Below are 22,964 nucleotides of genomic sequence, written 5' to 3'. Positions count from 1 at the left end.
CGTGAGAGCCCGCGCGCGTCTGTGCATCGAGCTGGGAGAGGTGAAGCCTCGCTGGGATCAGTGGTGCGCGAGGCAGGGTCTGACGCCTGCGGAGGGCGTGCGGCAACTGATTCTTGACGCCGTACTGGATGACGCCGCTCAGCCTGACGCGGCGCCAGAATCCCCTATGCCGTGGACGGTCGTTGGGGAACATCGGAAGCACGTCGCAATCCGGTTGACCTCGACCGAGTTGACGGCAGTGAAACAGCGTGCCGCTGCGTTGGGATTCAATGCAAACCGGTGGATCGTCGCGCTAATTCGTGCGCATCTGACAGGCGAGCCGCAGTTCGGCGAACAGGAGATGATGCTGCTCGCAACATCGAACCGGCAACTCGCGTCGATCGGCAGGCTGCTGGGTTGCATCGCCCGGGACGGTGCGCGGGTGGCTGCACACACCGAGCTCATCGACCCGCAGCAGCTTGCAGCAATGAAGAAAGAGCTCGATGCCCATCTACGTGCAGTGGCCGCGCTCGTGCGTGCCAACCTCGATCGCTGGAGCCGATAGCGTGCCTTATCCGAAAGTCTACATCGATGCGATGCTTCTTAACTGGGGTGATCGCCTCTTTCATGCGTCGCTGAAGCACGTCAGTGCGCCGCGGTTGTCTCGCGCGCGACTGGATGATGAGGCCGCGCGTATGCGCGCGCAGCTCGCACGCACGCTCAAGCGAGCGCCGGAAGTCATGGTCAAGATCGCCAACAAGGCGTCGAGCGCGCAGGGCATGGGGGCGGTGCGCCGGCACTTGCGCTACATCTCGCGCAGCGGCCAAGTTGAGCTTGAGGACCAGGACGGACTGGTCATCGTCGGCGCGGATGCATTGCGTGATCTTACCGATGCGTGGCAACTGGGCGGTTGGGGCGTCCCGGAGAAGAGTGTGCGACGCGAGGTCTTCAATATCCTGCTGTCCATGCCACCGGGTACGGACCGTCAGGCCGTGCGTGATGCGGCGAGGGATTTCGCGTGCCTGGAGTTTGGCGATGGCCGTGCCTACGTGTTTGCCGCGCATGATGACGAGGCACACCCGCACGTGCATCTGAGCGTGCAGGTCAGGGGACCGGATGGCCGGCGGTTGAACCCGCGCAAGCGCGATCTGCAGCGCTGGCGGGAGCAGTTTGCCGAACAGTTGCGCGCGCACGGCGTGGAGGCGAACGCGACATCACGGCTCACACGGGGCGCGACCCAGCGGTACCCGACGCAGGCAGTTGTGCATATGGTCGCGCATGGGGAGACACCTCGCTACTGGCGTGCCGCAGCGAACGACACGCAGCGGCGTGCCGGGTGGCAAGCGCAGAGCAGCGTGTTTGCCGCGTGGCGCGAGGTGGCGCGCGCGATGGCTGGGTCGCACTCGCTTGAGGACCGGCAGATGGCGATTGAGGTCGTGAATTTCGTGTGGGCAATGCCCGTTCAGCAGGACAGACCCGACGCGGGACGTTCGCACACCGCACCGCGCGAGGCTCCAGAGCGCTCAGCGTCCGATCATAGTCCGAAGCCCGGGGAGTGGGGCCCTGCCGTCGAGCGCTAACGCGCAAGGAAGGCTCTCATGGCTACACCGATAGTTCCATGGATTCGCAAGCCAGGTGGCGCCTCGCGGACATCCTGAATCCGCGGTCTTCCCCGCACAGCTGTTACATCGAGGTGTTCGCTGAGGCGGCGGCGCTTTTTTTCACGCTTAGCTGGTGGCGGCAGATCACAGTGGGCCAGCGCGTTTACCTTCATCTCCAGATCTGCTGCTGCACAGATGTTCGTGGTATCGAGAGACACATGGCCGAGCCAGGCCCGAATGATGAGATCATTGGGGCGCAGTAAGGAAAGCGGGACGATTGCGTGCACGGGCGCGAAGAAACGAGCCAGCACGATACTTTTCCCGCCGTGCCGTTGAACGAAATGCTCACCATCGGGTAACTTCATTGTCCATCACCCGCGCTGCGGCGTTACGAGATTGAGCGACCTAGAAGAGCGTTTTGAGGGGCATCTAGCAGCGCGGAGATTTGCATAGCTTCTAGCGGGCGGGCGAACAGAAATCCCTGGCCTTTTTCGCAGGACCATTGCCGCAGCAGTTCAGCCTGCTGAGTGGTTTCGATGCCTTCGGCGGTCACCGCGAGCCCGAGTGATTTTGCCAGCGAGATAATCGCCTGGACGATCGCGTCGTCTTCCGCATTCTGTCCGATGCCACGTACAAATGACCGGTCAATTTTCAACACGTCAAGCGGCAGCATCTTGAGATAACTGAGTGATGAATAGCCGGTACCGAAGTCATCGATTGCCAACCGGATGCCGAGATTCTTGAGCTTCTGCAGCGTACGGATACTCGATTCGGTGTCGCGCATGATGACGCCCTCGGTGACCTCGAGCCTTAAGCTCGCCGGCGAAAGGCCTGCCTGCTCGAGGGCCCGCTGTACATCGGTGAGCAGGTCAGCGTGTTCAAACTGCCGCGGCGAGAGGTTGACGCTAACCTGCAGCGGAGGCATAGAGGGATACAGTAACTGCCATGCAGCAGCGTGACGACAGGCCTCTTCGAGAACCCAAAGACCCAGCGGAATGATAAGCCCGGTTTCTTCTGCGATTGGAATGAACTCAAGTGGAGCGATCAGTCCTCGGGTCGGATGTTGCCAGCGCACAAGTGCTTCGACCTCGATGCAAGTCTCGGATTCCAGGTGCAGAATAGGTTGATAGTGCACCCGCAACTCTTGTCTTTCCAGTGCACGGCGCAGGTCGGCCTCAAGCTCAACGCGCGAAACGATGTCCGTGTGCATATTCGCGTCGAAAATCGCATAGCGACTCTTGCCATCCGACTTCGCGCGGTACATCGCGACGTCGGCGTTACGTAAAAGCGAGGCTCCGTCGGTCGCTTTCGTTGCCGTGTCAGCAAGGGCTATGCCAAGACTGCCAGAGACGACGTAATCCTTACCGTCTAAAAGGAAGGGCTTGCGGAACTCCTTGATGATTCGTTGTGCGATCTGAGTTACCTCAGCCACGGGATCGCTCGTTAGCTGCTCCAACAGGATGACGAACTCATCGCCTCCCAGGCGAGCGACAGTGTCTGAGGGGCGAACGCAAGCCGCCAGACGTTTCGCTGCGGCGACGAGCAATACGTCGCCCGTCTGATGGCCAAGACCATCGTTGACCCTTTTGAAATTATCAATGTCAAAGAACACCAGGCCGACGGTGCCGTTGCGCCGACGGACGCGAACTAGCGCCTGCTCAATACGATCCAGCAAGAGCGCCCGGTTGGGTAGCGACGTGAGCGAGTCATAAAAGGCCTGCGTGATGAGTTGTTGCTCGAAGAGTTTGCGCTCAGTCACATCGTGCACATTCACAACGATGCCGCCAACCTCGAGCTCCTGCGACAAATTCGTCAAGGTGAACTCGCCGTTTCGCCACCCATCCTGACTGTCTCGGCTACGCAATTCCAGCGTATTTGATACGCCTGGTCCGGCCGCCACCTGTTGCCATATCTCATGGAGGGCGGCTTGGTCATCGGGGTGAATCCAGCGCGAAAGCATCTCGTCGGGCGAATGCTCGCGGCTGAAGGCCCACGCGGTCTCCGCCGTGGGCGCTCGATAGATAATGGTGCCGGATGTATCACAAATCAAAATCAGGTCTGCGGCATGGCGCACAAGCGACTTGAATCGCTGTTCGCTGCGCCGCGTTGCGGCGATTCCAGCAAGCACAGTTTCCGCCCGTAAGCGCCGAAGCACGTTCGCGAAGAAAGCGGCGAGCGCCAGTCCCATCGCGAAAATAAGCGGTGTTGCGATCAGAACCAGTTGCTGGGTATCGGCAAGCCGGTTCAGCTGTCGAATCGCCTCCAGCCGGTGCCGGGCTGCACTCCCGGAAACCTCGTGTTCTATGGCATCAAATAGAGGATCGGTTTCGCCGACGTCTATCGCGTTCACGCGTGCGGTGTCGTTCGTGTCAACCGCGGCGAACATCCTGTCGACGGCCAGCAGGTACGCGGTGTGTTTAACAAGGACATCGTCGATCGCAACGATGTTTTCCGCCTGCTCAAGAGAGCGCGCTTTTGTGAGCCACGAAACCAGATCGGCGGCGGCCTGGGCGTGCTTGTCCCTAATCTCTTGTCCAGGCTCGAGACGGTATTTACGTTCAAGCGACTCTTCAGCGCCGACGTTGTACCGCGCTTGCTGGTACGCATCGCTCGCTTCGTTGGCCTTTTTTGACGCAACTCCTGCATGATAATTTTCGAGGGCGCCCCAGAATACCAAGGCAGGCACTAACGAGAGCGCCATCGCAAGCCCGGTGGTGGCGAGTATGCGGCCGGACGACGATGGAACACGGCGCGCTAAAACACGCTGCAATTGCTTTAAAAGGGCCATATAGCATCCGGATAATGAATAAGCGTCGGCTCGGAACTAAAGCTAAAGTGCCGGGAATTAACTTGGTATCAATGTTCAGTTGTTTACGTCAGTGTTGCGCTGCACCTTGAATACTGTTGCTGTAAGACCTTGATTATCTGGCCACACGCGCAACGCCTTAGCAGGACGATGGCTGCGACAGAAGCGTTCACCGTCCGGATCTGCAGATCAATCTCTTGAGGGAAACGATTTCCGCCAAGCTCGATAACTGAAGTCAATTATCGCGAAGGAGTTTGGCGGGGTGAGGCGGGCTAACTGCAAAATGGGGCTAGGCGAGAAGGCTTGTTCTGCGACGCCGCATGGCGGTTCAACGTCGTTGCTGAGTGACGTGCGCGCCAGATTCGTTTGAACCTCGCCCGTCAATACGTGGTACGACGAAGCGAAAAACCGCTTGGAAAAATGTGACTCAATCACTGCGAAATTGCCAATGCTGCGGGCAGTGCGGTCTCGGGCGTCGGTCCGCTCTCGCGGCGACCCAGGATAAAAATCTAGCAAATAAATGATCTGGATCAAAAAAACGCGATTGAGTGGCCACTCGGCACTTTAGCAACGTGGACAGTATCCGTAAGAAAATACAAACGAAACTTCGCCTTCCGGAGCGCTGTCGCGGTGTCGAACGATCGACCATCGGCACGGGTGCATCGGCACAGGGTTGTTTACGGCGCTAACATGCCAACCACGTACAAAACGCGAACCAATAGCCGCGCTGAAAACGGATGTCGAATATTCGGTAAGGGTTTGTTCCTCTGCAGAAGAGGCTACCCGATGCCGTAAACAAAGGCAGGCAGCGGCGCACCATCCGGTGCGAAGAGAGCTGAGCGTAGGTCTGCCGCACGTGCTAATCGGGCGTAGAAGTACGCTTTCAATGATTTTGCGCGTCCATTGGGTCGGCTATCTCATTTAACGATGTCTAAGTAGTACAGAGCAAGTTGTTTTCGCGTGCCGCGATCGGCACGATTGAATTCGTTGCCGCACACGTTCCGGCGCGAGAGTCAAACATAAATTGTTATCCAGGCGGGCGACATGAAGCTTTCAGATACACGAGTTGTGACGCGACTCTCCACCGGGTTTGGCACGGTGTTGCTCCTTCTCATCACGATCGTCGGCATAGGCGTGGGAAGGCTATCGACGTTCGATGATACTGTCCGTCAATTGACCAGTGAACACATACCGAAAATCGTTATTGCCAACGACTGGATTGTGCGCGTTCTGGAAACCGCACGGCACACACGCAACATGTTGATCTTGGACGACAAGGCCGCGATCCAGAAGGAAATAGAAGGCGTATACAACGATAAGAAAGCGCGCCGGGAATACATGGAGCAGCTTCAAAAAACGGTCGATTCGGGCAAGGAAAGCGCGTTACTTCAGGCTGTCATCGATGCCCGCGCCCGGTACACGCCGCACGAAGACGAATATCTGAAGCTCATCGCGGCAGGGCAGATCGTGACCGCTAAGGCCGTATTGCTCGAAAAGGCCCGGCCCGAACAACTGGCGTATATCGCTGAGCTTGCTAAGTTCATCGAATATCAGAAAGCAGCGATAGGAACCGCTAGCGTACGCGCTGGGGAAGAATATGCTTATGGGCGCAATTTAATGGTGGGGCTGGGCGCGATTGCTGCGCTGATCGGCGTTGCGGCGGCGCTAGTCATCACCCGAAGTTTGTTGAAACAGTTGGGTGCGGAGCCTGCCGCGTTGGGTGAGGTCACTCAACGGATAGCCGGTGGGGATCTGAGTCCCGTGCCGGGCGCGCAGCGCGCACTGGCAGGCAGCGTGCTCGCCTCCATGGGAGAGATGCAGATCAGCCTCGTCAGGTTGATCAGTCAGGTTAGGAGCGCGGCTGAGGGCATTGCCACCGGGTCAAGCCAGATTGCATCGGGCAACCTGGACTTGTCCTCACGGACCGAACAGCAAGCCTCGTCGCTACAGGAAACGGCATCCAGCATGGAGGAGCTCACCTCCACGGTGAAACAAAACGCGGAGAACGCGCAGCAGGCCAGTGGGCTGGCCGCAAACGCGTCCGAAGTGGCTCAGAAAGGCAATGCGGTCGTGAACCAGGTAGTCGATACGATGGGTGAAATCAGCCAAAGTTCGACGAAGATCGCGGACATCACGGGGATCATCGAAGGGATTGCCTTCCAGACCAACATCCTCGCGCTGAACGCGGCGGTCGAAGCTGCCCGTGCTGGCGAGCAGGGGCGTGGCTTCGCGGTTGTTGCCAGCGAGGTACGTAGCCTCGCGCAACGTTCGTCGAGCGCGGCAAAGGAAATCAAGGATCTGATCGCCACGTCGGTAAAAAAGGTCAAGGACGGTTCCGCGCTGGCCGCAGACGCGGGCAAGACCATGTCGGACGTCACGCAGGCTATCTCGCGTGTCACCGATATCATGGGCGAGATAGCCGCGGCCTCCGGGGAGCAGAGCCGCGGGATTGAGCAGGTCAATCAGGCGATTACGCAGATGGACGAAGTTACGCAGCAAAATGCCGCGTTGGTCGAGGAGGCGGCGGCAGCCTCTCAATCGCTGGAAGAGCAGGGTCGGCATTTGACCGAGTCCGTGGCCTTTTTCCGTCTCAGTGCCACGTCCCCAAGCAACGGCCGCAGTGCGTCGCTTGCCAGCGGCTAGTCGTTCTTGTCGACCGGGCAGAAGATCGGGATTATCTCAACGCTAACCAATCGATCGAGTTGCGGCTTGCTACTTCCTGAGGGGGGAGATCTCAATGAAAAATCCGGCCAGTGCTCAGTGAGCGACTCCACGTGACGAGAGCAGCGCGATCATGCTGGCGATTCAAAGCGTCCAATCTCTCAAACAATTACAACTTTGCTTCGGCTCATTGCCCATTCTTTGGCAAGCGATCGGCGGCTAAGCATTCCTGATCAACGGGATGATGGCCGACACGCACCGAGGCATCCTATGCATTATCGTTCTTACGTTCGGCCTCGTGTTTGTCAATCGCTCGTGGACTTTGTTGACAAGTGTGGGGACAAGCTCAGGCGCTCGCGTAAGGCCCCTGAAGCAGACATCCGTCGTACTTCTTGCGTCGCCACTAATTGGGGAGTCGTTTGACCCGATTGACGTTCGCGGCGATCAGAATCTTGATAGCGCTCGCCGCTCTGGCGCCGCGATTCGTCCACACTCGCAATTCGAGCGACAAACACGCAACCATGGCCCCGTTTGCTCGCACGCATCGCTTCTGAGCCGATCGCGCATATTGCAACGCCAACCATAGACTAGATCCATAATCCACAAGAAGTCGGTTCAGGCTGACCAGCATTTCCTTGATCTATATCGGCTGCACCGAGTAGTGAGGAACCGACATCGACTCTAAGGTTAGCTGTACAAGCGAGACGGTAAGTCTGAAATACCTGCTTGTCTACGACGAGCTGACCCTTGACTTGTTGCCTGAACTCGAAGAGATACACGATGAAGGCGCCGTGGACGAATGGCCGCGGCTGTTGACGGCCCTTGGAACCCGTTGCGCGTTCATTTGATTGCGGTTAGATGCGACCGGTTAGGGCGGTTCGATCAAGGGTTTCCGGGAGGTTGATTACCGTGGGTATGAGAATCAAGGACAGCGATCGCACCCCCGCTAACGTCATTCACTTCGGAGCTACTTGCCGGAAGCGCGACATCATCTTGTCTCGTGTCCACAGGTGTCAGCTAAAGACAAGTTGTGGCTCTTGCGAGCTACATAAAACACTGAATTGCGAGGGCGTTTGGCCAGGCTTTCGGTTACTCCGCGTCGCGAATCCCGTCCCTATAAAGTCGTCAAAACAGTAAGTAAGTATTCAAAAAAAATCTACAGTCGAATTCTGATAACTTTGGAATCCTATTTAATGGTATCGAACGATGCATCACGTCATCCTCTGCGCGCAGACAAATAGTGGAAAAACGACCTTAGGGGAAAGTCCCATCTCTCCAAAACCCGACAAAACGTTTGCGCACGGTGTGAGGCATTCAAGCATCGCGTACTCACAGTCGATATTACTGTTGTAACGCGCGTCGGATGACAAGGAGGCTCGCGTTTCCCCACCTCCGGCAAAGGCAGACTGCATGTTTTTCATCGGTATTCCGGCTGCCGCATTTGCAATCGGACCGGAATCGACGTTTTATTAACAGAGTAGGTAAAGAGATGAATTTCCAACAGATGACCGTCAAAGCCAAGCTCGCAGTGGGCTTTGGCGCAATGGCAACGATTGTTCTGGTTGTATCCGGCCTGTCGCTGAAGGCGTTGAGCGATTCGAACGAGCGATTCTCGAGTTACGTGACCGGTATCAGCGCACGCGCGGAGATTGCCGAGCAGGTTCGAACAGCAGTGGATCGACGCGCGATTGCCGCCCGCAATCTGGTGCTCGTGACGAAACCCGCGGACCTGGAGACGGAAAAGGCGGCGGTAACGCAAGCCCATGAAGACGTTCAGGCGAGGCTCAGGAAGCTCAAGGAAATGATCGCCAGCGCGACGGATACATCGGAAAAGGCCCGCAGCCTGGTGGACGATATCGACCGCGTCGAGAGGGCATACGGCCCCGTCGCACTGGCGATCGTCAGTGCTGCATTGAACAACAGGCATGACGAGGCGATTGCGAAGATGAACGACGAATGCCGGCCACTGCTGGCCGCGCTCATCAAAGCGACGAACGCCTATAGCAACTACACCCGTAGTCGAGCCGAGCAGATGGTGCAGGAGTCCACGGAGCACTATGTGAACCAGCGCACGTTGCTGATGATGATCTGCCTGGTGGCGTTGTGCGCCGCCGTGGGGGCTGCCTTCGTGATCACACGAGGATTGACACGCGCGCTCGGTGCGGAGCCAGGAGTCCTGAGCGAAGTCACGCGACGCGTGGCTGCCGGTGACCTGAACCCGGTACCCGGTGCCCAGCATGCACCTCCCGGCAGCGTGCTCGCGTCGATGGGGGAGATGCAGGGAAGTCTGGTGCGATTGATCGGTCAGGTCCGGACCTCGGCGGACAGTATTGCCACCGGTTCGAGCCAGATCGCAGCGGGCAATGTTGATCTTTCCTCCCGTACCGAACAGCAAGCGGCGTCGCTGCAGGAAACGGCGTCGAGCATGGAAGAGCTGACGTCCACCGTCAAACAGAACGCTGAAAACGCTCAGCAGGCAAGCGCGCTTGCTGCCGATGCGTCGGACGTGGCTCAGAAAGGCAGCGTCGTAGTCAGCCAGGTCGTCGACACGATGGGCGATATCAGCGGTAGCTCGACCAAGATCGCGGAGATTACCGGAATCATTGAGGGTATCGCGTTCCAGACGAACATCCTCGCGCTGAATGCGGCAGTCGAGGCAGCCCGCGCAGGCGAGCAAGGGCGAGGGTTCGCCGTGGTGGCGAGTGAAGTGCGTAGCCTGGCGCAACGCTCGTCGAGTGCGGCGAAGGAGATCAAGGACCTGATTACGGCGTCAGTGCAAAAGATTCGGGATGGTTCTTCGCTGGCTGCAGAGGCGGGTAAGACGATGTCCGAAGTTACGCAGGCAGTCGCGCGTGTCACGGACATTATGGGCGAGATCGCGGCGGCGTCGACCGAGCAAAGTCGCGGGATCGAGCAGGTCAATCAGGCCATCACGCAGATGGACGAAGTCACGCAGCAGAACGCGGCGCTCGTGGAGGAAGCAGCGGCCGCTTCTCAATCGCTGGAAGAACAGGGCCGGCAAATGAACCAGGCCGTGGCGTTCTTCCGGCTGGACTCCACGGTAGCGCCGCAGCAGCCTGCACTCGCATCGCATCGGGCGGCGCCCGAGCGACGCCGGTCCATCCCCGCGAAACCCGGCAAGGCGACCGCTACGCCACCGAAGGCCGCCCCGGCGTTCGCGCGTGCCGGCGGAAATACCGCCCGGGATTCGAGCTGGGAAGCGTTCTGAATTTGATACACAGCGGCAATACGGGGAGTCAGTCATGAAGACGTTGCAAGAAGAAACTCACGTTACGAACGAGCAAGGCGCGCCCGCAGGCGCGGCGAATTCGCTGGCACGAACGGGCGATACCACACAGGCGGCGGGAGAATTCCTGATTTTTCGCCTGGGTGAGGAGGCCTACGGGGCCGACATCCTGAGGGTGCAGGAGATCCGCTCATATGAGGCGCCTACACGAATCGCCAATGCGCCTGACTTCATCAAAGGAGTAATCAACCTGCGCGGTGTGATTATTCCGATCGTGGACCTGCGGCTGAAGTTGGCCTTGCGCTCGGCCGAGTACAACGATTCGACAGTCGTTATTGTATTAAACGTGGCGCGCCGCACGGTCGGTGTAGTTGTGGACGCGGTGAGTGATGTGCTCGAACTTGAAGACGCGCAAATCAGGCCCGCACCGGCGTTCAGTGCGGCGTTGGAGACACGATTCATCACGGGCATTGGCTCAACCATCATCGATGGCCGGGAGCAGATGCTGATTTTGGTCGACATCGAGGCGCTGGTGTCCTCCGCGGACATCGGTGTTGTCGAATCCGCGGCGCGCTAGGTGCGTGCCGTCGCCACACGGATTCGACCTGAAGCAGGCAAGCGGGCTGTAGAAGGGATAGCTGCAACCGATACGAGAATGTATTGCCATGAAGACCTACGATCTTGACTGAAGCACGATCCGAGGCTGGCGTCACTGCGTTCCGCCCTCGGCGCGGATTGCCCAGGTGCTGTACTTCGAAGCGACTGAGACACTGAAGGACGCCGCACTATACGCACAGCTGCGGGTGCGGTTTCCCCTCGCCCAGATTCTGGGCTGCAGCACAGGAACTCATGTTCAGGGCCTGAGCGTACGGGATGACGGCGCAATAGGTGTTGCGCTGAACTTTGCGTCGACCCGCGTTCGACTGGCGGCAGCGCCGATCGATACAGAGGAGCAGTCATTCGCGTGCGACGTCCAGATTGGCACGCAGTTGATGGCGGATGATCTCGCGGCCGTGTTTGTGTTATCCGATGGACTGTAAACGGACGGCTCCGCGCTCATTAAGGGCCTGTCTGAGCACTGCGACGAAGTGCAGGGCTACCTGTTCAGTCAGCCGAGACCACAGCGGGAAGCCGAGTCGTGGCTTGAGTCATGGAATTTGACGGAGAGCGATACCGTAGCGCTGGCGCCGAAACGGCCGGGAAGGATGCCTTTTAGGCGTAGCGGGCCTTTCCGTTTCGAGATGTTGAGACGGCAGAGCAAGATGACGGCGAAGACGAAAAGGACACGCTACGCACGGAGATCGAACATTTGCATGTTTGTTGATCTGTCAACTTCGACGTGTTTTCAATATTCAACGACATTGCCTCGGCAGTCACCGTGCTGGCGGATCCCGCGAGAATGCATGCCCTGGCGCGAACGCAGTTGCAACTGCCATCTGGGGTTCAATCAAAAGCGAAGCGCTCGCAGTAAGCTAAGGGCGTGCCTGGAGCGGTGCAGTTTCTGCACTGCCGGTCACATGGACACGCCCGCCCGCATCGCGATTGTCAGACACGGGTAGCTCCTTATAGTGTGTCAAGCACCGTATTCAGCGCAGCCGTCATTCGCGTGATCGCGTTGTCGGGCAGCAGCATCGCCAGTTGTGCAACGAAGTCGCCGTTTTCGAGTCCGAAATGGACGTGCAGCAGCAGTGCGATCTTCCAGCGCGCCGTCTCCATGATTTCCGGTGAGTCGAACCACGCGCTCGCGTCGACGAAAGTGGGCGCCGAGAAACTCAATGAGCGTCCGAGTTGTTCGAATACGCTGCTCACGCAGGCCCCAACCAGCAGGTTCGCAACGTCGGACAACATTTCGTGTTCCAGCCCGATTGCCGGATCGTCGTAGCCCATCAGTTCACGCAGCTCGGAGCGGCCATCGGGCCCGAAGAACACCACGGCCTCGCCTGAAATATCCGACTGAAACGCCTGTCGCACCAGTGGTGTCCCGCTGCCCACTTGGTCCGCGTCACGCAGCACGGCGATGAGTTCCTCCACGCTGACAAGCACGATGCGCGGCACCGATAACGTGACGAAGGTCCCAAGAAGTTGCGCGAGCGCGGCACCGGCCTTGCCCATGCCAACATTCGTGATCTCTTGCAACGCGTCGCGCTGCAATTCCGTGAGGCTCTGGTTATTCATAAAGGCCATACTCCTTCAGCACGGGCACAAGCTTGGCGGGATTGACCGGTTTTTGAATGAATGCCATTGCGCCGAGTGCCTTCGCGCGTTCAATCGCGCCCGCTTGAACATCCGCGGACACGACAACCACGAACACATCGAGGCCCTCTTGCCGTAGCTGGGCAAGGACCTGGAAACCGTCCATTTCAGGCATCGTCAGGTCAAGGAACATCACCGAAGCCTTGCCCTCGTGATACAACCGGAGCGCTTCGACGCCATTGGTCGCCTGTGTGATTTCCACGTCCCAGTCTGGCGGCAGCGCGTTGATGAGGATCTTGCGAGCCAACGCGGAATCGTCGACGACAAGTAGAGAGAGTGGCATGCTTTCAGACCTCACTGGATAGGGTGCGATGGGCTGGCCGCGCCATTTTTTTGCGAAGCCGCCGTGCTGTTTGGTGCGGTCTCGTGGGAGTCGTGCTCAATCGGCAGAGTGACGCGAAACGTCGTACCGCGCCCGGGTTCGCTATCGACGTGAATGTTGCCCCGATGGGCCTGCACGATGCCGTAGGTGACCGAGAGACCAAGGCCCGTGCCCTGGCCCACTGGCTTGGTCGTGAAGAACGGTTCGAAAATGCGCGCGAGGTTCTCGCGAGATATCCCGCAACCTGTATCCTCGACTTCGAACCAGACCGCCGCGTGCGTGGTATCGGAGCGACCGGTGCGAACCCTTATCGTGCCGCGTGCGCCATCCGGCAGATGCGAACAGGCATGCGCGGCATTGATCACCAGATTAACCACTACCTGATTGATCTGCGATGCAACGCATCGGACCGACGGAATCTCGCCATAGCAGCGCACGAGGTCGGCATGGTATTTCACCTCGTTGCTGACAATGTTCAGCGTCGATTCGATGCACCGATGCAGGTCGATCAACTCCCATGTATGAGCGCTGTCGACTCGCGAGAAATCGCGTAGATCCACGACGATATCGCGCACGCGCATCAGTCCTTCCTTCGACTCGCGCAGCAGCATCGGCGCGTCCTCCCGCATATAGTCCAGATCGGACGATGCGCGGCACGCCTGCAGGCGGGATCGCGCCTCCTCGTTGACGTCGGCTTCAGCACGCTCATACGCGGACAAGACGCCGAATAGATCGTTTATGTATTGATCCAGCGCGTTGAAGTTCGACAGCACGAAGCCAACCGGATTGTTGATCTCATGCGCTACGCCGGCGGCGAGCTGCCCGATGGCGGCGAGTTTTTCTGACTGTACGAGCTGCTGATGCGCTTGCGCGAGCTTTCCGTTAGCTTGCGATAGTTCGTTGTTGCGCACGGTCAGTTGTGCGAGCGCGTCGGCGACCGCCTGCTGTCTTTTTTGCAATTCCTGGTACGCAATGCAGGTGTCGGTCACGTCGCTGATTGTCACGCATACGGCCGTCACGTTGCCGTCGGCCACGATCGGGATGAACGTGCAGTTTTGCCGCATCGCGTCCGGGCCACCCGTGATGGGTCGCGTATGCTCGAAGCGAAACAGGTACGGACGATGTTCCCACGAACTGAACGCAAAAGAACCAAGAAGGAACACCGATTCAAATTTGCGCGTCAGCCACTTCACCGGCAGGTCAGGGAACGCGTCGAATAACGTGCAGCCGACTACCTCGCTCTTGTCGCGCCCGCTGTGCAACTCCATGAAACGGTTCCATATCAGCAAGCGCATATCGGCGTCCACCACGAAGACACCGACGTTGACGAGGTCGGCAATGTCGGTCGTGAGTGAGTCCGTTTTAGCGAGATCCATGCGGAAGACCCGATGAGTGGGCGTCAGCGCTGCCCGTTGCCAGCTTAACGGCAAGCCTGTTGGCAGGGCACATCGGGGTTTTCCATTGCGGGCGAACCCCGGCAATCCTTCGTTTGTGGTCGACAGTGTCGTGAATGACTCATCAACCAGAGTGGAGAGAACGTTGTGTTCAATCAATCGCCCGGGGGCGACGCCATCCCTCTTATTAGTCGAGTCGTGATGTTTTCCCTAATACGCGATGCGTACGATATGCCGATATCTAAGATGAACCTCGAACAATCAAAATGGGGAGCGTCATGGTGGATCCAGAAGAAGGGCTGGGTATTTCCGGGCTGGACGGCGTGCGAGAGGCCGGCCAGGGGGGCACGCATTCGGCGGCATCCACTGCGGGCGAGGATGGCACGTCCGTGCCGGTGGTGCTGCTGGTCGACGATGAGCCGAGTGTCTTGTCATCACTCAAACGTCTGCTCAGGCCGACTCGGTACCAGGTGCTCACGGCGGAAAGCGGCGCGGCGGCGCTGGACCTGCTCACGTCCACCAAGGTTGATCTGATCATCTCGGACATGCGCATGCCTTATATGAGCGGAGCTGAATTTCTTGCTCAGGCACAAGCGCTTTATCCCGATACGATGCGGATTCTGTTGACCGGGTACTCGGAGATCGAATCGGTTGTGCGCGCGATCAACGAGGGTGGGGTCTACCGCTATCTGAACAAGCCATGGGACGACCAGGACTTGCTCCTGACGGTGGCACAAGCGCTGGAGCAACGGCGGCTTGTCAAGGAAACCGCCCGGTTGACCGAGCTGGCACACAAGCAAAATGACGAGCTGCGGCGTTTCAATGCCGGACTTGAGACGCAAGTACTCGCTCGCACGGAGGAAATCCGCCAGACCGTGATGTTCCTTGAAGATGCGCAACGCGATCTGAAGCGTAATTTCTCGACGATGGTACAGGTCTGCGCAAGCATGATCGAGTTGCGCTGCGGCGTGCTCGGGGGCCAGTCTCTGCGTATCGGCGAAGTGGGCCGGCGTTTGGCGCTGGCGTTCGGCATGAGTGGTTTGCAGGCACAGGACCTGTTCTTTGCCGGTCTGCTGCATGGCATCGGCAAGTTGTCGCTGCCGGACGAATTGCTGCGCAAATCGCTCGATCGACTCTTGCCCGAGGAGATCCAGTTTTTTTACCAGCATCCGCTGCGTGCACAAATGGTGTTGACGCCGGTGGCGCAGCTGGATCACGTTGCGCACATCATCCGGCATCAGTATGAGCGGTTCAACGGCCGAGGCACGCCAGACGGTTTGGCGGGATCGGACATTGCGTTTGGATCGCGGATTCTGGCCGTGGCGCGCGACTTCGAGGGTCTACGCAGTGGCGGCATCGTGAAGCAGGCGGCCTCGCTCGAGCAGGCGATCGTGATGCTCAAGTCGCAGGCTGGGACGCGCTACGATCCGCAGATCGTCGATTGTTTCGTGGAGTTGATGAAGGACCCGTTCGCGTTGAGCGGGGATACGCCGGTTACGCAAATCGACGCATCGCAGTTGCGCGAAGGCATGCGGCTCGCCGATGACTTGCGCACCAGCCGGGGCGTGCTGCTGCTGGCGAAAGACGGTGTCGTGTCAGCTCATCAGATCGCGCAGGTGAAGCGTTTTCAGGCGCAGGACGAGGCGCCCTTTGCCATACTGGTCCACGCCGCTGCGCAGAGCCAGCCCGAACCTGTGCACTGCTGATCGCACTGGCACAAAGCGGTGGTCGTTATAAGAAGTCCCGACGTTGTGCAACGCCGGCGTCGAATCAAGGCGCTTTAGCTACAGCACTTGAAATGCACGCCGCATCCAGATTCTGGCTTGTTTCGATATTGATCGCGTCGTGACGCTCGGGCTCATGTCGAGACACTGCCACAACGAGGCGGCTCAAAGAGAGGCATAGATGAACACGCCTTATAGTCGTTTGACGCGCACTCGGGAACTCACCGAGCCAACACGCGCGCGCAAACACCTGGTCCGCGAATTGGCGGTTCAGCGCGACCAATTGAAAGCCGCACTGGAGAACATGCCACAGGGCATTTGCATGGTCGACGAGAGGGGCCATCTCACTGTATGCAATGCGCATTTCCTTCATATGCTTCAGCTTCCGGCCGACGCTTTCGACAACGGTAAGACTTTTATCGATGTCCTGTCGCACAGCCCAGTGTTCGGGGGCCACGTCGAGCGCCAAGCGCGTCCTTACGCCACTGAATATTTCGAGATCGTCTGGTCGAGGAGTCCTGCGAATGTGCAACAGCTATGGTTCGACGATCGCGTCATGTCGATCACGCATCAGCCGTTGGCGACAGGCGGCTTCATTGAAACTTTCGACGACATCACGGAGCTACGCCAGGCCGACGCGCGCATTGCGCATATGGCGATGCACGATGCGTTGACCGACTTGCCAAATCGGGCGCTGCTGCGGCAGCGCATCGAGGAGGCGTTGCCGCACGGCGATCCTGCGGGTTGTGCACTGCTGTATATCGATCTGGACCGGTTCAAGAACGTGAATGACACCCTTGGGCACGCGATCGGCGATGCACTGTTGCAGCGGGTCGCGGCACGGCTCACACAGCAGTTGCCGAACGGCGCCATGGTTGCGAGGATCGGCGGCGACGAATTCGCCGTGCTGATGCGAGACGGTATTGAACGCGACCAAGTCGCGACGCTTGCCGAGCAGCTAATTTGCAGCGTGAGCGACCCTTACGCCCTGGAGGGGCATGACATCGTGATCGGCACGAGTGTTGGCATCGCGATCGCGCCGGAGGACGGAGACGAATGGGCCGCGCTGGCCAAGCATGCGGACCTCGCGCTGTACGAAGCGAAGTCAGCCGGGCGCGGATGTTACCGCTTCTTCGAAGTCGAGATGGAGCGTTCGATGCAGGCTCAAAGAGCACTCGCACTCGAACTGCATCAAGCGATTGGCCGGCATGAATTCGAACTGTGCTACCAGCCGCTCGTCAATCTGCATCCGCAACGCGTGAACGGCTTCGAAGCCCTGTTGAGATGGCGCAATCCGAAGCGGGGTATTGTCGCAGCAGGCGAATTCGTGCCGCTTGCAGAAGAGCTGGGCCTGATCGTCCCTATCGGCGAATGGGTACTCCGCCATGCTTGCTGGCGAGCAACGCGCTGGCCGGAGCCTATTCGCGTATCAGTCAATCTCTCCACGGCTCAGTTTCACGGCAATGGTCTTGTAGACGTTGTTGCGTCGGCATTGAGGGAGTCCGGGCTCGCGCCGCATCGGCTCGAACTTGAGATCACGGAGTCGATGATGCTCGACAACACGGAAGCCGTGCTGTCGATGCTCCATCGGCTTCGGCGGATCGGTGTCAGCATCGCGATGGACGATTTCGGCACGGGCTACTCGTCGTTGAGCTATTTGACGATGTTTCCGTTCGATCGCATCAAGATCGACCAATCGTTCACGAGAGGGATTAACGAACGCCCCGAAGCGGCGGCTGTGATCCGTGCCGTGACGGGCATATGCGCGAGTCTTGGCATCGTCTGCACGGCGGAGGGCGTGGAGACGGGGGCGCAGCTCGACTTCCTGTCACGGGCCGGGTGCGACGAGGCGCAGGGATATCTTTTTAGCCACCCGCGTCCGGAACAAGAAATTGCGCGGTTCCTCGCGTCGTGGAAACCGCACGAACTCTGCCCGGTACCGGTGCTTTCGGAAACCGGCACGGGTTCACGCACAGTAGAAGGAGACATATCGTGACCTCACTGTCATCGACCCCGGTGGTTACACAGTCGACGAATCCCGACGCGCGCGAAGCCGTGCAGGAAGTGCACGCGGCGCTGCGAGAGTGCGATAGCGAATTGGTTTTGTTCTTCTGCTCCAGTCATTTCGATCTCGATGCGCTTGCCGATGAGCTGGGCAAGCGATTTGACGGCACGGAGCTAGTCGGCTGTACGACGGCCGGGGAAATTGGACCGGCAGGTTATCGTGACCACAGTCTCGTCGCCGTGGCGCTGCCCCGCGCTTCATTCGCGGCAGTGACGGGGCGACTGGATGATCTCCATTGCTTCACGCTCGCAAGCGGACAAGTGCGCGCGCTTGACGTGCTGCACGAGCTGGAGAGGAAGTCGCCTGTTGCGCGCGACACGAATCCTTTCGCGCTGCTCCTGATCGACGGCCTGTCGATGCGAGAGGAGACCGTGACGCGTACGCTGCAAAGCGCGTTGGGTAAGATGCCTCTGATCGGCGGATCGGCCGCGGACGATTTGCGTTTCGAGCGAACCTTCGTTTTTCATGAGGGACGCTTTCGAAGCGACTGTGCGGTGCTCGTCATCGCCTCGACAACATTGCCGTTCAAGACTTTCAAGACGCAGCATTTTCGCTCTGGCAACGAGCGGCTCGTTGTGACTGGCGCGCACGCCGAGCGGCGCACCGTGAGCGAAATCAATGGCTTGCCGGCCGCTCAGGAGTACGCGCGCCTGATCGGCGCCCGCGTCGAAGATCTCAGCCCAGGGCACTTCGCGGCCGCTCCTGTCGTCGTGCTGATCGATGGGACCGACTACGTGCGCTCGATTCAGAAGTTGAATCCGGACGGCAGTCTCACGTTCTACTGCGCAATCGAGGAGGGGCTGGTGCTGCGTGTTGCCCGGGGTCTCGATCTCGCAGAGAATCTGCACGCCACATTCGCCGCGCTTCGCAATGATCTGGGCGAACTGCAGCTGGTGCTTGCCTGCGACTGCATCTTGCGCCACCTCGAAATATTGCAGCGGGGCACACGGGACATCGCCGGCGAGTTGTTTCGGGCTAACCGCGCGGCGGGTTTCAGCACCTATGGCGAGCAATATAGCGGTGTACACGTGAATCAGACGCTGGTCGGGATCGCGTTCGGTTCCGTCGGAGAGAACGCACGTGGCTGAAACGCTATCGGCTGTCACCGCACCGAGCGATCCGGTTTCGCTGCAAGCGGAAATCGCACGCTTGAACAAGATCGTCCGGTCGCTGATGGATCGCGCGGAGCGCAGTACGATCGTCAGCGGATCTGACTTCAGCCTGTTCCAGATGGCGGTCACGCTTGAAGACCAGATTCGCCACCGGACCCGCGAACTGCAGGACGCATTAAGTGAGAACAAGAAAATCACCCACGCGCTCGAGCGCACGCAGCGCCTGATGAAGGAGGAGATTGAGGAGCGCAAGCGGGCGCAGGCGGATCTGGAGCGGGAAAAGGAGGCGCAGCGGCGTTTGATCGACGAACTGGCGGAAACGCACGTCAAGCTGCTGCAATCCGAGAAACTCGCGTCGATCGGTCAGCTTGCTGCTGGCGTAGCGCATGAAATCAACAACCCGATTGGTTTTGTTGATTCCAATCTGAGAACACTGAAAAAGTGGGTTCAGCAACTGCTCGACGCAATGGCGCAGCAAGACGCGATGTTTGGCGAGTGCGAGCCCGCCACGCGAGCTCGCGTCGACGCAGCGCGTAAAGAAGCCGATCTTGACTACCTTCGCGAGGACATCGGACCGCTGATCGATGAGTCGATAGAGGGTGCGTCGCGCGTCCGGCGCATTGTGCAGGATCTGCGTGATTTTTCACGCGCGGGAAACGAGGACTGGAGCGTCGTTGACATCCATACGGGCCTGGAAGCCACACTGAATGTCGTACGCAATGAAATCAAATACAAGGCGGATATAGTCAAGGATTATGGCGAGTTGCCGCTCATCGAATGCATGGCGTCGCAGTTGAATCAGGTGTTGATGAATCTGCTTGTGAACGCTGCACAAGCGATCCCCGTACGGGGCATCATCACGATCCGTACGCGTCGAGAAGACGATGGCGTGTCGATCACGATTGCCGATACGGGCATAGGAATGTCGGCCGATGTAAAAGCAAGGATTTTCGACCCGTTTTATACGACCAAACCCGTTGGGCAAGGTACCGGATTGGGGCTGTCGGTTTCATATGGCATCATCGAAAGGCATCGTGGCCGGATCGTTGTCGATAGCGCACCCGGGGTAGGCTCCCGCTTCACCGTATGGCTTCCCATCGCGCGAAAGAATAGCGTCCCCGTGCAAGTCGCTTAGAGCTGAGGATCGAAGCCCCGTGGCTTCAAATGCAACACCCACTTTGACAGACGTTGCGGCCGCCCCAGTTTAAACATCTCTTTTTCATCTTCTGAAAGGAGAGTGCTACCAGGACCACCATGTATCTCGACAATCGCACACGGACGTCCGAACTCTCTTGCACGCTGGACATGTTGCGGGCAATCACCACTACACGCGTACCGGACGAGTTGTTCAGTACCCTGGTTCGTGCAGTGATAGAGAGTTCGGGAGCGTGCAGGGCCTGTTTGCTGCTCGTGGAGGACGGGGCGTTACGGATAGTCGCGCAAGGAAAGACGGAAGACCAGCGCGTGGACGTTCGCACGAATCTTCAAGGTCCCTCGTGTTCCGGCTTACCCGAATCCATTGTTACTGCCGTGCAGCTTGGGCATGTCCAAGTGGTTCTCGCTGACGCGGCAGAGGCGGGCTCTTTTTCGAACGATCCCTATCTGCGCAAGCAGGGTGTCAGGTCTGTTGCATGCTTGCCCATGATCGGACAAGGCGATTTGCTCGGACTTGTCTATCTGGAGCACGATCTCCAGGCCGGTGTGTTCACAGAAGAGCGTGTCATGCTCCTGAACGCGCTGGTCGCTCAGGCAGCCATTTCGCTGGAGAATGTCCGATATTGCGAACACCTGGCAAAAGAAAACGATCGGCTCAATGCAGTGCAGAGCGAATTGGTGTTTCAGCGCAATTTGCTGCGGACTTTAGCCGAAACTTTTCCGCACCGCATTTATGCCAAGGATACTCAGACCCGTTTTATTTTCGGCAATATGGCTGTGGCGCAAGGCATGGGTGTCGCGAGCCCTGATGAATTGCTGGGAAAAACGGATTTCGGCTTTTATCCCGCGGCGTGCGCAACTCGTTACTATCGAGAAGAACAGGCGATCATGCAATCCGGTCAGCCGTTGATGCATCACGAAGAAGAAGTTAATTATCTGTTGACCAATGACGTGGCGTGGATGTTGACAACGAAGGTTCCTCTGCGCGATGACGAGGGAAAAGTGATCGGCATTGTCGGTGTCAACTACAACATCACCGAACGCAAGAGAACCGAAATGGAACTGGTCTCGCGCAATGCTGAACTGCTGGAACTGAACGCCAGGCTTTCTCAAGCCCAGGCTCAACTTGTGCAATCCGAGAAGCTGGCTTCTATCGGCCAGCTTGCTGCGGGCGTCGCACATGAAATAAACAATCCGATCGGGTTCATCTTCTCGAATTTCACCGCCCTGGATGGATATGTGGAGAAATTGCTGGCCATGCTCGCCGCCTACAAGGAGGCGGAACATTTCATTGATTCGAAAGCAACGACGGATAAATTAAAAGTGCTGAGCGAGCGGGTTGACTTGCCGTTCCTAAAAGATGACATACCGGTGTTGATGGCAGAGACCAAGGACGGAATCACTCGAGTGCGAAAGATTGTCCAGGCACTTACCGATTTTTCGCGTATAGGGGGCAAGCTGGAGTGGCAATTCGCAGATCTGCACCAGGGAATCGATGCCACATTGAACATTATCAGCAGCGAGATCAAATACAAAGCAGATGTGATCAGGGAGTACGGTCAGATACCTGAGGTCGAGTGCTTGCCATCCGAAATCAACCAGGTGATCATGAACCTGCTCGTCAATGCAGCGCATGCGTTGGGGGAGGAGCGAGGCAGGATCACAATCCGTACGCGCGCAGAACATGAGACCGTATCGATCGAAATTTCGGATACAGGTTGTGGCATCGAGAAGGAAAACCTGTCCCGTATCTTCGATCCGTTTTACACGACGAAGCCGGTGGGTAAAGGAACGGGGCTCGGGCTATCGCTATCGTACGGCATCGTACAAAAGCATGACGGAACCTTGGAAGTCGAAAGTAAAGTCGGGAAAGGCACGACTTTCCGGCTAGCCCTGCCAATCAAACGGCGACGCCTTCAACTGGAGTGAAGAATCGCCTGGCTGACGGTAACGCTTCGAGTTCGGCGATTCTCCTTTGGTGCTCCTTCGGCGCGATTGACTTTAGCCGCGCAAGGTCGGCTTCGACACGGTCGAAGCGGGATCGTACAGCGTCCCGTTTGATGCCGTCGATCTGCGCTTTCAGTTTGAGTAGATCTCCGAGGCTGAAACGCGAATGTTGAGCCCCGTGTGGATTCCAGATGAGGCACAGGAGGCGCGGCGCGATCTGACCCGCGCGCGTGAGGACATGAAGCATCTGCAACGCCGGGCCAAGCAACGGTTGTTGTTGCCCCACGAACGCCGCACAAAAGTGACCACAACCGCGACTTCCTGATCGCAAAGCGATTGCGCGAACGGCGGCATACCACAGGCTTCTGATTTCCAGCCGTGCTTGGCGGATATCGACATCCATCGAGGCCAGGGCCGTCTCCAAGTCGCTCCAGTCCTCGTTCGCGGGCAAGTACTCGTCCACCTCACAGTGCAGGTCGCGCTCATGCTGCCGCGCATCGGGCTTGAACTCGCCGAGGCTCGATGGGATGCCATGCCACAGGCCGAATCCATTGCCGATTAGGTAAAGCGTCCGAGGCTGCATTGCCGGGCTCCTTTGCCCATGTGTGGCGCTTGGCAAGTGTGGGCGCGTCGAGGTGAGGAGAGGTTACAGAAACGCTTGAAGGTTATAGGCGATATGATATTTTTGATAATCCATT

The 22,964-nt window shown here is 58.4% G+C and carries 15 protein-coding genes and 3 pseudogenes; 11 read left to right on the top strand and 7 right to left on the bottom strand.

Translation table 11 applies throughout. The features are described 5' to 3' along the window. Window position 1: 1 nt before the first annotated feature. Together EOS_RS40400 and EOS_RS40395 are read left to right on the top strand one after the other, a co-directional pair. Window positions 2-544, top strand: a complete 543-nt coding sequence (locus tag EOS_RS40400; protein WP_047897835.1) for a plasmid stabilization protein — start codon at window positions 2-4, stop codon at window positions 542-544. Window position 545: 1 nt separating this feature from the next. Further along, entirely contained in the window at window positions 546-1,559 is a 1,014-nt protein-coding gene (locus tag EOS_RS40395; RefSeq protein WP_047897834.1) for a relaxase/mobilization nuclease domain-containing protein, read from the top strand. Here EOS_RS40395 and EOS_RS49475 read toward each other — a convergent pair. Then, entirely contained in the window at window positions 1,556-1,945 is a 390-nt protein-coding gene (locus EOS_RS49475; RefSeq protein WP_082163711.1) for a hypothetical protein, read from the bottom strand. The two genes, EOS_RS40395 and EOS_RS49475, sit on opposite strands and share 4 nt — an antisense overlap. Window positions 1,946-1,968: 23 nt before the next feature. Continuing rightward, window positions 1,969-4,368 (bottom strand): putative bifunctional diguanylate cyclase/phosphodiesterase, encoded by a 2,400-nt coding sequence (locus EOS_RS40385; protein WP_053064230.1) that lies wholly within the window; start codon window positions 4,366-4,368, stop codon window positions 1,969-1,971. A gap of 1,062 nt (window positions 4,369-5,430) precedes the next feature. Here EOS_RS40385 and EOS_RS40380 point away from each other — a divergent pair. The 4 genes and pseudogenes from EOS_RS40380 to EOS_RS40365 form a co-directional block, all read left to right on the top strand. Beyond that, window positions 5,431-6,990: pseudogene (locus EOS_RS40380) on the top strand (methyl-accepting chemotaxis protein); the annotation flags it as partial. Window positions 6,991-8,536: 1,546 nt separating this feature from the next. Then, the gene (locus EOS_RS40375; RefSeq protein WP_047897831.1) at window positions 8,537-10,276 is read left to right on the top strand and encodes a methyl-accepting chemotaxis protein; all 1,740 of its coding nucleotides are present in this window, start codon (window positions 8,537-8,539) and stop codon (window positions 10,274-10,276) included. Between the two features lie 34 nt (window positions 10,277-10,310). Further along, window positions 10,311-10,871, top strand: a complete 561-nt coding sequence (locus tag EOS_RS40370; protein WP_082163710.1) for a chemotaxis protein CheW — start codon at window positions 10,311-10,313, stop codon at window positions 10,869-10,871. 166 nt (window positions 10,872-11,037) lie between these two features. Continuing rightward, complete coding sequence (locus tag EOS_RS40365) at window positions 11,038-11,334, top strand: FIST N-terminal domain-containing protein (protein ID WP_047897830.1); 297 nt, start codon at window positions 11,038-11,040, stop codon at window positions 11,332-11,334. A gap of 523 nt (window positions 11,335-11,857) precedes the next feature. On the opposite strand, the gene EOS_RS40360 is transcribed toward EOS_RS40365, so the two are convergent. The 3 genes from EOS_RS40360 to EOS_RS40350 are packed head-to-tail and all read right to left on the bottom strand — an operon-like array spanning window position 11,858 to window position 14,245. Next, window positions 11,858-12,469: a chemotaxis protein CheC gene (locus tag EOS_RS40360; RefSeq protein ID WP_047897829.1), complete on the bottom strand. Its 612-nt coding sequence runs from the start codon at window positions 12,467-12,469 to the stop codon at window positions 11,858-11,860. After that, a complete protein-coding gene (locus EOS_RS40355; RefSeq protein ID WP_047897828.1) occupies window positions 12,462-12,830 on the bottom strand; it encodes a response regulator in 369 nt (122 codons plus the stop codon). Before EOS_RS40355 ends, EOS_RS40360 begins: the two co-directional genes overlap by 8 nt. A gap of 11 nt (window positions 12,831-12,841) precedes the next feature. Further along, the gene (locus tag EOS_RS40350) at window positions 12,842-14,245 is read right to left on the bottom strand and encodes an ATP-binding protein (RefSeq protein ID WP_047897827.1); all 1,404 of its coding nucleotides are present in this window, start codon (window positions 14,243-14,245) and stop codon (window positions 12,842-12,844) included. Window positions 14,246-14,541: 296 nt separating this feature from the next. Here EOS_RS40350 and EOS_RS40345 point away from each other — a divergent pair, with 296 nt between their 5' ends. The 5 genes from EOS_RS40345 (at window position 14,542) to EOS_RS49100 (ending at window position 22,248) form a co-directional block, all read left to right on the top strand. Continuing rightward, a complete protein-coding gene (locus tag EOS_RS40345) occupies window positions 14,542-15,969 on the top strand; it encodes an HD domain-containing phosphohydrolase (RefSeq protein ID WP_082163718.1) in 1,428 nt (475 codons plus the stop codon). 199 nt (window positions 15,970-16,168) lie between these two features. Continuing rightward, window positions 16,169-17,983 carry a putative bifunctional diguanylate cyclase/phosphodiesterase gene (locus EOS_RS40340; protein WP_053064229.1) on the top strand — a complete coding sequence of 605 codons (1,815 nt, stop codon included), beginning with the start codon at window positions 16,169-16,171 and terminating at the stop codon, window positions 17,981-17,983. Beyond that, complete coding sequence (gene nosP, locus EOS_RS40335; RefSeq protein WP_047897826.1) at window positions 17,980-19,140, top strand: nitric oxide-sensing protein NosP; 1,161 nt, start codon at window positions 17,980-17,982, stop codon at window positions 19,138-19,140. Before EOS_RS40340 ends, nosP begins: the two co-directional genes overlap by 4 nt. 85 nt (window positions 19,141-19,225) lie before the next feature. Continuing rightward, window positions 19,226-20,299 carry a histidine kinase gene (locus EOS_RS40330; protein ID WP_087882067.1) on the top strand — a complete coding sequence of 358 codons (1,074 nt, stop codon included), beginning with the start codon at window positions 19,226-19,228 and terminating at the stop codon, window positions 20,297-20,299. A gap of 119 nt (window positions 20,300-20,418) precedes the next feature. Further along, complete coding sequence (locus tag EOS_RS49100; RefSeq protein ID WP_152693266.1) at window positions 20,419-22,248, top strand: ATP-binding protein; 1,830 nt, start codon at window positions 20,419-20,421, stop codon at window positions 22,246-22,248. Window positions 22,249-22,539: 291 nt separating this feature from the next. Here EOS_RS49100 and EOS_RS49470 read toward each other — a convergent pair. Beyond that, window positions 22,540-22,658 (bottom strand): annotated as a pseudogene (locus EOS_RS49470) (c-type cytochrome); the annotation flags it as partial. 59 nt (window positions 22,659-22,717) lie between these two features. After that, window positions 22,718-22,849 (bottom strand): annotated as a pseudogene (locus EOS_RS48560) (bacteriophage abortive infection AbiH family protein); the annotation flags it as partial. Window positions 22,850-22,964: the final 115 nt, after the last annotated feature.

The sequence above is a fragment of the Caballeronia mineralivorans PML1(12) genome (assembly GCF_001028175.1).
GTDB classification, from domain to species: domain Bacteria; phylum Pseudomonadota; class Gammaproteobacteria; order Burkholderiales; family Burkholderiaceae; genus Caballeronia; species Caballeronia mineralivorans.
This window is presented reverse-complemented; position numbering and strand designations above follow the sequence as displayed.